Origin of the sequence: Isoptericola sp. NPDC056573 (assembly GCF_042793335.1) — a bacterium.
Taxonomy (GTDB): Bacteria; Actinomycetota; Actinomycetes; order Actinomycetales; family Cellulomonadaceae; genus Isoptericola.
Window position 1 is genome coordinate 373,366 of sequence record NZ_JBHTUY010000004.1, and the last position, 14,583, is coordinate 387,948.

Sequence of the window (14,583 nt, forward strand, 5' to 3'; positions counted from 1 at the left end):
GACAAACTGGGGCCTCTCCGTCAGTCGTGGTTCGCTACAAGCTCGGCGAGGGACGCGAGCCCGCCGTCCCGTTCGAGGGCCCAGAACTCGAACCCGCTGACGTTCGTGACGCCCAAGAACCGGCTCGCGTCGTCGAGGCTGTCGAACACGTGGGTACCGTCGATGACGATCGTGCCGTCCTCGCTGACGACGGCGTCGACCTGCCAGTCGGGATCGATGGGATCGAGGAGATCGCCGGGTCGGAGCGCGCCTCGCGTCAGGAGCTCTTGCAGCGTGAGGACCTCGGACCCGGCCTCCGGAATGTCGACCGGCGGCGTCGGCGCCGTGCTCTCTCCCGTGCTGAGGACCCCGAACGCGTCACGGATGACGTCGGAGATGAGCGTCCGCCTCGCCTCGAGGAAATCGTCGTACGGCATCGACTCCCAGCCCTCGGGTAGCGCGTGCCAGTAGAACTGACGCTTGACCCACTCAGGGTCGCCGCCCCGTTCGGCGAGCAACCCGGGCCAGTAGTCGGCCGGCGGCCTGTCGGAGATCCTGATGTTCGTATCCCAGTCTGTCGGCGCAAAGTTCGCCACCTGGTTGATGCGCTTGGTGTCGTTGATGTCCAGGACCTTCTCCTGGTATGCCCGCGGAAAGAGGTGGTGCCCCTCGAGCCCCTTGACCACCGGGAGCGTCGGATCCATCCAGTCACGGACAGGCATCCGAAGCATGAACATGTCGGCGTTGAGTATGTTCAGCGCGGCGAGGTAGCACTGGTACACCGGCGACAGTGCGACGCTCGACGTCACGAGCAACTGCGGGACGTTGAAGGTCCAGAAATCGGACGTCAACGACGTAGCGACGGTCTGCTTCACGATGCGCTCGAAGCCTGCCGAGTCGTCGCTGTCCAAGGCACCGAAAATATCGAGGTCTTTCTGCAGCTGGGACTCCCCAGAGCCCGTATACCGCGAGGTCATCTGCGACATGAACATCCACCGCGCGACGAGCGACCGAAGTTTCGGAAGCCCGACGCCATAGCGCGTTCGCCCGAGCAGGAAGATCACGTAGCTCGACACCAGGTTGGTGTTCGATGTGACACCCTTGTGCGAGCGGAACCCAGCCGTCTGGATCGCGTGTATGAACTCCGTCCAGTTCACGCGGTCCGTGACGATCGGCAGGCCCTTCTGGAGGAGGTTGAGCTCCCGCTCCTGGCGCTCCGCGTCGATGACGCCCGTCGTGCGGTCCTTGGCCTGCAGGGCGGCGTACGCGTCGGTGAGCCGCGCACGGTTCTGACCCACCGCGACCGTTGCGCGCACCACGTGGCCGGTGTCGATGGCGAGGAACGGGTTCTTCGGGGTCCAGTCGACCCTGTGGCCCGCGATCTCCGACGCCCGCTCGGGCGTGACGCGAGAGAACCGAGCGAAGTTCTCGATCGCCTCGCGTCCGTCGGGCCAGAATACGCTCAGCCACGTCAGGATGTAGTCGTATGCCTTCAGGCTCACGCCCTCGGAGTTGATGCGAACGAAGATGTCGGCGACCGTTCGCTTCGCCACGTCGCTCTGGATGTGCACCACCTGGAACGAGTACTTCCGAAGCCCGTCGAGCTTGCTGATCGCCGTCTCGACAGCCCGCTCGGCCTCGCGGGAGACTTCCTGCGAGCCACGCAGACGGTCGAGAAACGCGTAGCGCGCATCGATCGCAGACGCGAACACCGTCGATATGTCCTCAATCCATTGCGGCGAGCGAGCAAGGGCCGGCGTCCGCACGTCGAATTTCTCCGTGAACGGGTTGAACGAGATCATCACCGACTTCTCGCGGTACGACTCGTCGCGGACCTTCAAACCCTTCATCGCGGCGTAAAGACTCGTCAGTCGTTGCTGCCCGTCGACGATCTGGTGCACCGCTTCGACCTGGCCCAGGCCCGAAATCGCCCGCGACTCTCCCGTGGCGGCCACGTCCCAGAACATCAACTCGCCGACAGGGTACCCGCGATACATCGAGTCGAAGAGGTCGCGCACCTTGGTAGCCGGCCAGACGAACGGTCGCTGCAAATCAGGGAGGCTGATGCTCCCCTTCTGCACGCCCGAGACCAGCTGGTCGACCTCCCACGGCGTCGGCTTGAAGATTGCGCCCATCAGACGGCCACCTCACACATGATCGTCACGCTACCCAGGCCCGACCCACGGCGCCCGGGTTGACCGGTGCTGCCCTCAAGCTCAACGGCGCATACGAGCGACGTCAAGCCCATGACTCCCCCTTAATCCGCGATTCCTCCGCTTGCCGAAGCCTTGCGCAGCCGGGCCACCTGATGGACGGTTGCGATCCGCAGCATGGCTCGGACGAACTGCTCCGCCGTCGCCCTGGACAGAAGTTGATCGTATAGTCCGAGGGCTCAGGATCGTTGAAATTCCGCGGCTTCTGAACTCGCGACGAGTGGCCGTGCAACAGTCGTGCCACTGCGCAAGGGCCCCGGCTCGAGTACGTCCATGTGTCCTACCAGCATACGGAGGCCGCCCTCACCGCCGTCTCGGCAGCGGGTAAATTCCCGGTCACCCGACCATGTCGGTGCGGACTGGCATCCTTGCGGTGTGCGCGCCTTCATCAGCAGCGTCCGCAGGGGCCTCGAAGCCGAGCGAGACGCGTTGCCAGGTCTGATCCATGCTCTCGGGCACCAGCCGATCGCCTTCGAGCAGTTCACTGCTCAACCGGTGCCGTCACGCGAGGCGTGCCTCAAGGGTGTAGCCGACGCGGACGTCTACATCCTGCTCCTCGGTCCGTACTACGGCTATCGCTTCCCGGAGACCAACCAGTCCCCCACACACGACGAGTGGATGGCCGCTAAGGCAGCCGGCAAGCCCGTGTTCGTCTTCCGCAAGGAGGGTGTCGGGGTCGAGCCCGACCAGGCGACCTTCATCCAACAGGTCGGGGATTACGGCGCTGGATCCTTTTACGCGACGTTCTCCGACGTCGCCGAACTACTCACCGAAGTTGCGCGCGCAATCAGAGCACACGAGGCAGCGCCATCTCCGTTGACCTTCGCGCCGCTCGATCAACCCCTCGCGATCGAATGGAAGGACGAGTGGTCCGACGGCCAGGGGCTCACCCGGGAACACGACGCCGTCGTCGAGCTTCACATCGTCCCTCTCGATGGTGGCCCCATCGCCGGCAGAACGATGATGTCGGCACCGAACTCTCTGGCCACGGCGCTGCGGGCCGCCGGAGCCGTCCCCGTCACTGCGGGAGCAAGCGTTCACGGCCACGCGCGAGCCGCCACGGTCCACGTCCACTCGACCGCGCCTGGGCTTGGCCCGGAGGACGCGCGGTTCCTGGGCGCACGACTGGCGGCCAACGGACAGCTTTCTCTGTGGTCGACGCTGCCCCGTGACCAGCTCGGCTCGATCCTGGACGAAGACGACCTCGAACAGACCCTCACGACGAACCTCCGGCTCACGAGCGCCGTCAACATGTTGTCCGGGAAGAGGTTCGGCCTCGCAACCGGGCTGAGCGGTGCGCTCGGCGTCGTCAGCCGTGGCAAGAAGACTGGTGTCAGCAGAACATCCGCAAGCATGGTCGTGAGCCCTCGCCCGATTCGGGTGAGCATGGACGAATCCGTCTCGACTGCCGCGTTCGACCGTGGCGCGGAAGAAATCGCGTCGTACCTGGGCGCACTGCTGATTCGCGAGTTCGAGTCGGTGCGCTAGCAAGAACGAGATGCCTGGACGCCCAGGAAGACGGAGAACCCGGGCCTTCGACCTCGGCCGGTGTTCGCCGCGTCATCTATGAAGTCAGATCGAAGAAACGATCGAAGAACGCGGTGAGCTTGTCGATGACGGTCTGCTTCTTGATGCCGTGGTTCGTACCGGCTCCGCGGGCGAAGCGTGAGACGGGCGGCAGGATTCTGGTGATCGCAGTGCCGGTGGTGCGGACGGCTCCGTCGCGGAACGCGGCGTCGATGAACTGGTGGGTCGGTCCGGGCTTGAGGTTCTCCTCGGCGATGATCCGCTCGAGTTCGGCGTCGCGCTTCGCGGCGACGTAGTCGCGCCATTCGTCGGCTACGTCATCGTCCAGCGAGAGACGGTCTACGAACTCCTCGATGAGGTCTTTCTTATTCCTCATGCTCGGCGACGAGTCGATGGCGCGGTCGATGCTCGCCTTGATCTCCTTGTCCTGACCGTTGCCTCGCGCGTCCCGGTACTGCTCGACGAGCATGAGGATGAAGTCGACATCGATCTCGACCTGCTTGATCAGCTCGATCTCGAAGGTGACGTCGTCGTTGATCGTCTCCCGCTCGGCCCGCTGGCCGCCGCGGCGCTGGTTCCATAGTTCCAGGTAGACGCTCTGGTAGTCCTGCCGGTCTCGCTCGGCCAGGATGTCCGCGCCGGCGAACTCGTCGAACGACACCAGGATGTTGCGCAGCCGCAGAATCGCCCCGAACACGGCGATGAAGTCCTTGCTCGCCCGCTCCCCCACTGGCATCTCGCCCGGCGCGAACTGCTCACGCAGCTCGGTGACCTTGCTGGCGTACTCCTCGAAGTAATCGGTGTACGGCTTGAGCAGCACGATGCCCGCGGCGTCCTTGTTGCCGAACAGCGCCAGCGCGTCCTGGGTCTCGTCCTCCAGGTTCCGGAACGAGACGATGTTGCCGTAAGTCTTGACCGAGTTGAGGATCCGGTTGGTGCGCGAGTACGCCTGGATCAGCCCGTGGGCGCGCAGATTCTTGTCCACCCACAGGGTGTTCATCGTGGTCGCGTCGAATCCGGTGAGGAACATGTTGACCACGATGACGAGGTCGATCTCGCGGTTCTTCATCCGCAGCGACAGATCCTTGTAGTAGTTCTGGAACTTCTCCGCCGACGTGTCGAACGACGTGCCGAACATTTCGTTGTAGTCCTGGATCGCGTCCTCCAGGAAGTCCCGCGACGACTGGTCCAGCCCTTGGGTCTCGAACTCCTCCTCCCCAAGCAGGCCGCCCGCCTCTTCGGCGGCCGCCTCGTTCGCGGCGTAGGAGAAGATCAGCCCGACCTTGAGCCGCTTCGCGTCCGGCAGCCCCCGCTCCTCCTGGACCCGGCCGAACATGTTGTAGAAGATCTTCGCCGCCGTGATCGACTCTGTGGCGAACAGGGCGTTGAACCCCGCCACCCGCCGGTCCTTGAGCCGGTAGGTGGTGTTACGTCGGGTCTTCTGGTCGAAATGATTGAGCGTGTACTCCACGATTCCGCGGATCCGCTTCGGGTCAAGGCGCGCGGCATCGGTGTCGATCCCCGCGACTTCCTTGTCCGACGACCCACCGCGCGTCTGCACCGTGTTGACGTAGTCGATGCGGAACGGCAGCACGTTCCTGTCGTTGATCGCGTCAACGATCGTGTACGTGTGCAGCTTGTCCCCAAACGCCTGCTCCGTGGTGCGCAGCGTCGCCGCCCCGCCCGAGCGGGCGTTCTCCGCGAAGATCGGCGTCCCGGTAAACCCGAACAGGTGATACCGCCGGAACGCCCGCGTGATCGCGGTGTGCATATCCCCGAACTGGGACCGGTGGCACTCGTCGAAGATAATCACCACGTGCCCGCCGTAGATCGCGTGGCCCGGGTTGGCGGCGATGAACGTCGACAGCTTCTGGATCGTGGTGATGATGATCCGAGCGGTCGGGTCCTCGAGCTGCCGCTTCAGCACGGTCGTGGACGCGTTGGAGTTCGCGGCGCCCCTTTCGAACCGGTCGTACTCCCGCATGGTCTGGTAGTCCAGGTCCTTGCGGTCGACGACGAACAGGACCTTCTCAACGTCGGACAACCTGGAGGCGAGCTGGGCCGTCTTGAAGCTCGTGAGCGTCTTGCCGGACCCGGTCGTATGCCACACGTACCCACCGGCCGACAAGGTGCCGAACCGCTTCTGGTTCGACGACGTCTCGATCCGCGTGAGGATCTGCTCAGTCGCCGCGATCTGGTACGGGCGCATCACCAGTAGCATCCGGTCCGCCGTGAGCACGCAGTACTTCGTCAGCACGTTCAGCAGCGAGTGCTTGGCGAAGAACGTCTTTGTGAACCCCACCAGGTCCGCGATCGGCCGGTTCGCCGCGTCCGCCCACCACGACGTGAACTCGAACGAGTTCGACGTCCGCCTCCCGCGCCCACCCGCACGCGCAGCCCGGCCCTGCTCATCCAGGTGCGACGCGCGCACCGTGTTGGAGTAGTACTTCGTCAGCGTCCCGTTCGAGATGACGAACAGCTGAACGTACTCGAACAGCCCCGACCCCGACCAGAACGAGTCCCGCTGGTAGCGGTCGATCTGGTTGAACGCCTCGCGGATATCGACACCGCGCCGCTTCAGCTCCACGTGAACCAGCGGAAGCCCGTTGACCAGGACCGTCACGTCATACCGGTTCGCCCGCTGCGCCGGGGCCCCCTCTCCCGACGACGGCGCGCCGGGCACCTCGTACTGGTTGATCACCTGCAGCAGGTTGTTGTGGATCCGGGTCTTGTCGATTAGGGCGATGTTTTTCGTCGACCCGTCGTCACGCCGAAACGCCTCGACATGGTTCTCCTGGAGGCGGACCGTCTTCTCCCGCACCGAGTCGTTCGCCGACGCGATCACCGTGGAGAAAAACCGCGCCCACTCCTCGTCGGAGAACCGGATGCGGTTCAGCGCCTCGAGCTGGGCGCGGAGGTTGGCAACCAGGTCCGCCTCGGACGTGATCGGCAGGTACTCGTACGCCTGCTCCTGCAGCAGCCGGACCAGCTCCGCCTCCAGCGCAGCCTCCGACTGATACCGCTCCGCCGACGCCGCGTCCGCTTCGAACTCCGCCACCACCGTCGACTCCGACGACAGCGCGATCGGCTCGAACCTCGACGACCCACCGCCCGCAGGCACCACCTCGCTCACGCCGCAGCACCCTCCAGCTTCTCTGGGAACGACAACAGCCGGTCCCGGTAGTGCGCGTACTGCGCACGCCGCGCCTCAACCTCCGCCGGCAAGCCCGACGACAGGTCATTCACCAGCGCGTCGAACTTGTCGAGTACCGCGACAATCCGCTCGTGCTCCTCATGTGTTCGAAGCGGGATCCGGATCCGGTTGAGGCTCGCCTTCGTAAGCTTCGGCTGCGCACCGCTCGAAACGTAGGGCGTCAGATCAATCGAGTTGAGATAGAACTCGGCAAACCGCCGAGCAGCGTAGGTGTCGAATCTCAGCACGTGCGCGTGGTTGTTGACCCACGCCTTCCCCGAGATAGAGAACGCGATGGGCGTGCTTCTGGCGAGCAGATTGGCACCGTCTTCGGATACCAGGAGGTAGTCGCCATCGAAGATGTAGTCGCGCACGTGATCCACGACGCCCGACGCGCCGTAGTACGGGATCTCACCCGCCGTGCGCGCCGCCTTCGTGATTGGCTTGCGCTGCGAGTCGAGATTCGCGGCCACGTCGCCGAGTGTGGTCCACCCCGTCGACTCACTGCGAGGGTAAAGGAGCGCGTCCCGGTAGTGGGCATACTGCTGCCTGCGGGCCTCCAGCTCAGCCTCCAGCTCAGCCTCCAGCTCAGCCTCCAGCTCCGTGAAGGCATCCAAGATTCTCACGATCTCCCGCTGAACCTCGACAGTCGGTACGGGTATGCGGATCTTCGCGATGCCGGCGAACGGCAGTTCCAGCACCTTCGTGCCGCTGACGTGCTTCCGCTTCTGCCGCTGGAACGACTCGGTCTGGAAGAAGTAGGCGACGTACTTGGGCTCGAGGGAGTGCGTGAAGATACTGGTGTGGCCGCCAAAGGCCACCTCGCCCACACCGAGCCAGGTGACGGCTTTACCGACGTCCTCCATGTTCTCGCTCGTCGTCGCGATGAGAAGATCGCCCGGCGCGGCTCGGCGCAACTTCGCGGCTAGCTCATGCGAGACGAACGACTTGGTTTCCGCCGTCGAGGTGCCGTAGTAGGTGTAGATCTGCCCGTAGTGGATGCAGGGAAATCCTTCCTCAACGAAGTCCTTCTTCTGAAGGCCGTTGCCGCGCACGAACGTGCCGACATCACCGAGCGCCCTGTACTCGACGCCGTCGGGCGCATACTGCTTGATCAAGTCGTCGATGCGGCTCATGCGTCGACACCTTCCAAGTCGGCGACAATCGCATCGATCTGCGTCCGCAGCTCGGCCTGGCGCTCGACTATGGCGGCGATGCGGGCGTTGAGCTCGGTGATGTCGACAGTCTCGCGGGTGTCCTCGGACTCGACCCACGAGGACACGGAGATGTTGTAGCCGTTCTCCGCGATGGCCTCGTTTTCCACCAGCGTGGCGAAGTAGCCCACGTTCTCGCGAACCGCGAACGCCTTCAAGATCTTCGCCTGATGGGCGTCGTCGAGTTTGTTCTTGTTCCCGCCACGCACGAACTCGGCCGATGCATCGACGAACAGCACGGCATTGTCGTTCTTCGACTTCTTCAGCACGATGATGCAGGTCGCGATCGTGGTGCCGAAGAACAAGTCCGGAGGCAGCTGGATCACCGTGTCGACGTAGTTGTTGTCGATCAGGTACTTGCGGATCTTCTGATCGGCGCCGCCGCGGTACAGCACGCCAGGAAACTCGACGATTGCTGCCGTCCCGTTGACCGCCAGCCACGACAGCATGTGCATCGTGAACGCCAGGTCCGCCTTCGACTTCGGAGCGAGCACTCCGGCCGGCGCGTAGCGCGGGTCGTTGATGAGCAGCGGGTTGGCGTCGCCCTCCCACCTGATCGAGTACGGCGGGTTGGACACGATCGCCTCGAACGGCTCATCGTCCCAGTGCGCCGGGTCAATCAGGCTGTCGCCGTGGGCAATGTTGAACTGCTCGAAGTTCACGTCGTGCAGGAACATGTTGATCCGGCACAGGTTGTACGTGGTCAGGTTGATTTCCTGGCCGAAGTACCCCTGCCGTACGCCGTCCTTGCCGAGCACCTTGCGGTACTTCAGCAGCAGCGACCCGGACCCACACGCCGGGTCGTACACCTTGTTGACGCTCGTCTTGCCCACCACAGTGATGCGGGCGAGCAGCTCGGACACCTCCTGCGGGGTGTAATACTCCCCGCCCGACTTACCCGCGGCCGATGCGTACATCTGCATCAGGTACTCGTACGCGTCGCCGAACGCGTCGATCTTGTTCTCACTGAACGTCCCATTGCCAAGGTTTAGGTCGCCGATCGCGTCCAGCAGCTTGACGAGCTTCTCGTTGCGCTTGAGCACCGTGTTGCCGAGCTTGTTCGAGTTGACGTCCACGTCGTCGAACAGGCCCTTGAGGTCGTCCTCCGCCTCCGTGCCCACGGCAGACGCCTCGATGTTGCGGAAGACCCGCTCGAGCGTCTCGTTCAGGTTCGGGTCACGCGACGCGCGGGCGCGGACGTTGGCGAACAGCTCCGAGGGACGGATGAAGAACCCCTTCTCCGCCACGATCTCGCGCGCCAGGTCCGGGTCCGCGACGTCGGCGTTCGGGACCTTGACGTAGTCGAAGTCCGTGTTGCCGGCCTCGTGCTCGCCCGCGTTGAGGTACGCCGCGAGGTTTTCGGAGATGTATCGGTAGAAGAGGAATCCGAGCACGTACTGCTTGAAATCCCACCCGTCCACCGACCCTCGCAGGTCGTTCGCGATCCTCCAGATGGTCTTGTGAAGCTCGGCCCTCTGGGTCTCACGGTTCATGCTCTCGTTCTCCTGTCAGACGCCTCAGTCGGCGCGTCGAAACGTCCACCTCTGCCGCCGACTCGCGTCGAGCGCACGGTTGTCGCCGACCCTACCGGCCGAGAGTGGGCATAGCGCGACGCGCGCCGGTCAAGGCCACACGTACGCGCACCACCGGCATCAGCGGCCTGCGACACAGGTCGACTAACGGTATCGACGCCCGATTGGTCCTCACAGCGCAAGCAAAGCCACCTCGTTCGCCCGAACGATTTGGGCCGCGCCCCGGCGGGTAGTTCCCCACAGATCCGCCAAGTCGTCGACTACGGCTGTCACGTCCCACGGTCGCAGCGGCCGGCGGTTCTTCTGCGCGAACGGCCCGTCTGTCTCCAGGACCAGCCGGTCGCTTGGGATCTCGGAGACCAGCGAACGCCCCCGCGCGCCCAGCAGCATCGCAGGGCCGACACTGAACCAGCATCCTCGTTCGACTGCCCGGCGGAGCTCGGCCTTGGTTCCGGAGAACCAGTGCATGGCCACCTTGCTTAACGCGGGGTGCCGGTCCAGGCAGTCGAGGACCTGCGACGCGGCACGACGACTGTGTACGGACAGGACTTTTTCCCCCGCCTGCTCGCAAGCCTTCAAGACGTGGTCAAACACCAGGACCTGCGACTCCCAGCTGCTGAGGTGCTGCGGCGAACCGTCTAGCCCCACCTCACCCACGAACCGGGTCTCGGGCAGGTGCCGGTCGAACAGGTCGAGCTCGCGATACCGCGAACCGGCGAGCTCGGGGTGAAATCCCAGCGCAGTGCGGATGGAGGGCCGCCCCTGAGCTAGGCGAACCGTCCCGGCCCAGGCGGCCGGCGTTGTCGTGACCGACAGAACACCGACTCGGCGGCGCTCGATCTCGTCAGCGACCGCCACGGGGTCCGGGTACAGGTCGAGGTGGCAGTGAAAGTCAATCACACCACACCGTAATGGTCGAGCAGGTCACCGAGCTCCCCTAACCCCCGCTCGAGCATCGTGCGTAGCTCTTGGGAGTTCTTGACGTGCGGGGAGCTCAAGGCGTTGCCGATCCAGCGGTCGAGGCCCTGGTCCTTGACCTGAATCCGCGCCCTGGCGATAGCGCGCAGGTCCTCGAGATCGGCGCTGGCGTACGTCCCGAGGTCGTCGTACCTGTATGTCGTCGTGTCCGGCAAGCCCGCGGACAGGAACGCCGCCCGACGGACGCTACACGGCAGGCACCGCCCGCAGTGCTGGAGACCGTAGCGCTGGTAGCGACCGCAACTCGTCGACTCCACCGCAAGCTCGGCCAGCAGCTCCGGGTCGGCGCTCGCCTGGATCATCTGGCCCTTCGTCTTCTCGGCGTACGGGTTCCGCAGCTCCACCCTCAACCCGACCGCATTCAGGATCGTTTGGAATTCGCCCAGGTAGTGGGGATGCGCGGTGCGGGTACTCAGGCTGCCGACCCGCCCGGGGGTCAAGGGCGGGTTGATCGCGATGAACCCGTTCTCGCAGATGTAGACCGGCACCACGTCCCCGTCCGCGTACCGCTGGGTGGCGGTCGCGGCGAGCACCGCGAACGCCAGGAACAGAAGCGAGCGTGCGCGCTGCGACGTCTCGCTGGCCGTCCACGGGGTGCTGACGTTGTGGTTCACCTGGAGGTGATCGACGGCGGCGGCCCTCTGAGCGAAGCGGACCTGATTGGCCTGGTCGCCGCGCACGGTGTGGCTGACGGCGAGGATCGAAGACCCGGCGGCGTGCAGGTCGGTCACACCGATGAGGCTGTCGAGGCCGCCGGACAGGAGCACCGCGGAGTCTGCCGTGGACAGGCGGGGCTTCTTCGGCGCCTCGGGCAGGTCGACGCCGTCGGCGAACCCGATGGACCAACGGTCGGTGGTGAGGAACGCCAGCGTTGACGCGATTCGGTCGGTGAGGCCGGCCCACCGCGACGCTTCGCTCACCGCCACCTCCAGATCGATCTCCCGGGTCCACCCGTCGACGCTCGCGTCCCGCCGCACGGTGAAGTCCGCCGCGACCGCGGTCAGCGCGAGGGAGACCAGGTCCCAGGCCACCGGGGCGGGTTCCAGGCGCATGCGTCGCACCGTGGCGGCCGCCGAACCTCCGGCCGAGATACCACCGGCGGGAGTGGTCTTGCTGTACAGCACGACCGGTGTCGCGCCGACTCCGGATGACCTGCCAAGGATCGACTTCGGACCGCTGGTGAACTTCATTGCAGGTACCCCTCGAACACCCGGAACGTCTCCCTGAGCGCGCCTTGGGTCACGCGTGCCAGCTCCGGGCTGGCGGGCGTCACGCCGACGGCCCAGAGCTTGTCGAATTCCGCGGCGACAGTCGCGGCAATGTACTCCCGTACCTCCGCGGACCGAGCCGCGGCAACAGACGCGGACGACGCGTGCTCGTCAAGCTTCTCGCCCAAGTCGAGGCAGAACCGGTTGTATACATCCAGCCCGACGAACCTCTGGACGACGTACTGCCGCTGTGCGTCGTCCAAGTCGAGCAGGTCCGCGTCGGGGTATCGCTCCAGCACGTCCGAGAGCGCATCGCGGACCGCCCGGCGCGACGACTCGGCGTCTTGGGTACCGTCGACCGGCCTGATCGCCTCGACAATGGCATCAAGGACGGACTGGGCGTTCTTGCCGCCGGCGATGGCGGCATCGCGAGCTGCAGCCAGGTCCGGCCCGGCCCCCGGCCGCAGCGCCGCACCCAGCCTTGCGGCGGTCCGCGAGGTGCCGCTAAGCCGCCGCGCCATCGTCGCGCCACCGCCGTACCCACTGCGGACGTAGTGCCCGAGAGCACGGCGCATCTGCTCGCGGCCGCCGGAACGTGCATACCGCCCGATGCTTGTACGCGCGTCGCGGAACCTCGCAGGTGCGGCGACCGGGGTCGTCCCGTCCGGCGTCGGCTCGTCGAGCGGCAGCTCACCGGCGGGCGGGTCCATGGGGATGTCCTCCACCCATGGTGGGATCAGGGCAACGGACGCGGACGGTCCACTGCTACTTTGCGAGGTTCCCACTGCCGCTCCGCTCCGCGATGGCATTCTTGACCGGTGCCTTGATGCCCTCTGCCTGCTTCCAGACGCCGAACACCGAGGACGACCACTCCTGCCCGGCGATCTTCGGCACCACACTCGCGCTGATCTGAGTCTGCGGGCGCTCGACCAGGAAGCGGGCTAGCTTCTGGCCCCACGCCGGGTCGATGCTCGCCATCGTCAGGCAGGCGTCAAGGATCGGCGGGCTGCCCCAGGACTGGATCGGTCGGGCAATCGCGAGCAGGCGGTCGAGGATGAACCCCTGCTCCACGCTAGGCAAAGCAGCAAGGTCGTCCTTCATCCGGGGGGCCTCGCGCGGATACTCGGTGAGCGCAGTGAGCAGTTCCACGGCAGCCGCCGACAGCTTGTCCGAGCCGGTGACGAGCGGTGCCTGCTCGCGCCCGACGTACAGCGCGCCGCGCAGGTCGATGCCGGCGAGCTCCGGCTCCAGCCCCAGCCAGTCGCGGGCAAAGGCGGTGTCCCACCCCTTGGGGAGCTCGAGTTCCGCACCTGCGGCCACGGCCGCCTCCCACGGCCCGAGGAACGTCGGACGACCGTCGGGGTCCTCGTTGACCTTCGTCGCGAGCTCGACGAACACGGGAGCCTCAACCACCCGTTCGAACAGCAGCAGCTTTGCCAGCACCGCCTCGTCCACGTCGACACCCTGCGCCCGAGCAATCGACATCCGGATCGACAGCGCGTTCAGGAAGCGCTTGATCAGTCGCGGGTTCCCGACGATGTGGGTGGCGCCCGTCATCAGCGGCGCCAGACGCTCGGCCGTCTCAAGCCTCGTCACGAGGGCAGCCGGCAGCTGGTCGTCGACCTGCGACACAAAAGCGCCGTCGACGCGCACGCCCTTCCAGGACCCGCGTAGGCCCGCCGCAATCGCCGTTCGTAGTGTGTTCTTGCTGGCGATGTCGAGCTCTGTGCTGTCGTCGATGAACAGCATCATCATGTAGGCGCGCACCTCCTGGATCCCGAGCGCCGGGACCTTGATGGGCACCTGGATGAGCTTGTCGAAGTAATTCGTCACGAGTTCGTCGTCGTCGAGGCCGCCGAAGTGCTTCTTGACGGCCCGCTTGATCATCTCGTCGTCGGCCGCGATGACGAAGGCGGTGTTCTGCAGAAACAGCAACAGTCGGATCGCCTCGAGCGTGGAGATCGCAGTCTCGGGCAGGCAACGATCCAGGTCGTCGATCAGCACGACGAGCGTGACCCCGATCGCCTCGAGCGTCTCCTCGAAACTGTCGCGCAGCGCCTGGATCTCCTTCGGCGGAGACATCTCCAGCCCGGGCTTGAGCAGTCCCGCGCCCGCCGCGGCCAGGGCGCTCCCGACGCTCTCGATCTGCTCACCATCGGCCGCACCATCGCGCACGTCGCGCACCACCTCGGCGATCTCGCCACCGAGACCCACCGGCGGGATCCCCAGCGCCACAGCCGCCGCCGGCAGGGCCACGAGCTTCGCCAGGCGCAGCCACCTGACCCGGCGCATGAACTCCTTGACCTTGTCGGTCCCGGACTTTCGTTCCTCAGCGATGGCCTCCAGCTTGGCGGCGATCACGTCCAGCAGTGCCGCGCGAGCGTCGTCGTAACCCTGGTACAGCCACGCGTTGAACTCAACGAACACGAACTCTGTCGGGTCGTCCGCGTGGCGCTTCTCCTCGAGCGCCGCCCGCGTCAGTTGGATCATCGTCGACTTGCCCACACCCCAGGCACCCGAGACGCCCACGGAGATGGGCGCCCCGTTCGCCTGAAGAATGAACTCGGCGACGGTGTCAGCGACCCCCTGGAAGTTGAGCAGGTCCCGATCGGTCTCGTTGTCAGACCACACGACTTCGTCCCCCTGAACCTTGCGCAGCGTTGCATGCCCGAGCATGAGGGTAGGGCCCGCTCCGCGGTCCCGGAGGGTAGTTTGCGGGTGATTTCGGTGGGTTGGGCA

General features: G+C 65.5%; 9 protein-coding genes. 1 reads left to right on the forward strand and 8 read right to left on the reverse strand.

What is annotated here, in order from left to right; genetic code table 11:
• Positions 1-20: 20 nt before the first annotated feature.
• Positions 21-2,114 (reverse strand): DUF262 domain-containing protein, encoded by a 2,094-nt coding sequence (locus ACFQ8E_RS09235; RefSeq protein WP_430550270.1) that lies wholly within the window; start codon positions 2,112-2,114, stop codon positions 21-23.
• Between the two features lie 453 nt (positions 2,115-2,567).
• On the opposite strand from ACFQ8E_RS09235, the gene ACFQ8E_RS09240 reads away from it, so the two are divergent.
• A complete protein-coding gene (locus ACFQ8E_RS09240; RefSeq protein WP_430550271.1) occupies positions 2,568-3,680 on the forward strand; it encodes a DUF4062 domain-containing protein in 1,113 nt (370 codons plus the stop codon).
• Between the two features lie 76 nt (positions 3,681-3,756).
• Here ACFQ8E_RS09240 and ACFQ8E_RS09245 read toward each other — a convergent pair whose 3' ends face one another.
• The 7 genes from ACFQ8E_RS09245 to ACFQ8E_RS09275 form a co-directional block, all read right to left on the reverse strand.
• Positions 3,757-6,852 (reverse strand): type I restriction endonuclease subunit R, encoded by a 3,096-nt coding sequence (locus tag ACFQ8E_RS09245; RefSeq protein ID WP_430550272.1) that lies wholly within the window; start codon positions 6,850-6,852, stop codon positions 3,757-3,759.
• Positions 6,849-8,048 carry a restriction endonuclease subunit S gene (locus tag ACFQ8E_RS09250; protein ID WP_430550273.1) on the reverse strand — a complete coding sequence of 400 codons (1,200 nt, stop codon included), beginning with the start codon at positions 8,046-8,048 and terminating at the stop codon, positions 6,849-6,851. Before ACFQ8E_RS09250 ends, ACFQ8E_RS09245 begins: the two co-directional genes overlap by 4 nt.
• On the reverse strand, positions 8,045-9,619 hold the full coding sequence (locus tag ACFQ8E_RS09255; protein ID WP_430550274.1) for a type I restriction-modification system subunit M: 1,575 nt from the start codon (positions 9,617-9,619) through the stop codon (positions 8,045-8,047). The genes ACFQ8E_RS09250 and ACFQ8E_RS09255 overlap by 4 nt, the downstream gene beginning before the upstream one ends.
• A gap of 210 nt (positions 9,620-9,829) precedes the next feature.
• Positions 9,830-10,558: a Qat anti-phage system TatD family nuclease QatD gene (gene qatD / locus ACFQ8E_RS09260; RefSeq protein ID WP_430550275.1), complete on the reverse strand. Its 729-nt coding sequence runs from the start codon at positions 10,556-10,558 to the stop codon at positions 9,830-9,832.
• Positions 10,555-11,826, reverse strand: coding sequence for a Qat anti-phage system QueC-like protein QatC (gene qatC, locus ACFQ8E_RS09265; RefSeq protein ID WP_430550276.1), 1,272 nt, complete (start codon positions 11,824-11,826; stop codon positions 10,555-10,557). The genes qatD and qatC overlap by 4 nt, the downstream gene beginning before the upstream one ends.
• On the reverse strand, positions 11,823-12,554 hold the full coding sequence (gene qatB, locus ACFQ8E_RS09270; RefSeq protein ID WP_430550277.1) for a Qat anti-phage system associated protein QatB: 732 nt from the start codon (positions 12,552-12,554) through the stop codon (positions 11,823-11,825). The genes qatC and qatB overlap by 4 nt, the downstream gene beginning before the upstream one ends.
• 55 nt (positions 12,555-12,609) lie before the next feature.
• Entirely contained in the window at positions 12,610-14,520 is a 1,911-nt protein-coding gene (locus tag ACFQ8E_RS09275) for a P-loop NTPase fold protein (protein ID WP_430550278.1), read from the reverse strand.
• Between the last annotated feature and the right edge of the window lie 63 nt (positions 14,521-14,583).

Excerpts from the sequence above, each read along its gene's own strand:
- ACFQ8E_RS09235 (WP_430550270.1), bottom strand. The coding sequence starts at position 2,114 with ATGGGCGCAATCTTCAAGCCGACGCCGTGGGAGGTCGACCAGCTGGTC.
- ACFQ8E_RS09250 (WP_430550273.1), bottom strand. The coding sequence starts at position 8,048 with ATGAGCCGCATCGACGACTTGATCAAGCAGTATGCGCCCGACGGCGTC.
- ACFQ8E_RS09255 (WP_430550274.1), bottom strand. The coding sequence starts at position 9,619 with ATGAACCGTGAGACCCAGAGGGCCGAGCTTCACAAGACCATCTGGAGG.
- qatC (WP_430550276.1), bottom strand. The coding sequence starts at position 11,826 with ATGAAGTTCACCAGCGGTCCGAAGTCGATCCTTGGCAGGTCATCCGGA.
- qatB (WP_430550277.1), bottom strand. The coding sequence starts at position 12,554 with ATGGACCCGCCCGCCGGTGAGCTGCCGCTCGACGAGCCGACGCCGGAC.
- ACFQ8E_RS09275 (WP_430550278.1), bottom strand. The coding sequence starts at position 14,520 with ATGCTCGGGCATGCAACGCTGCGCAAGGTTCAGGGGGACGAAGTCGTG.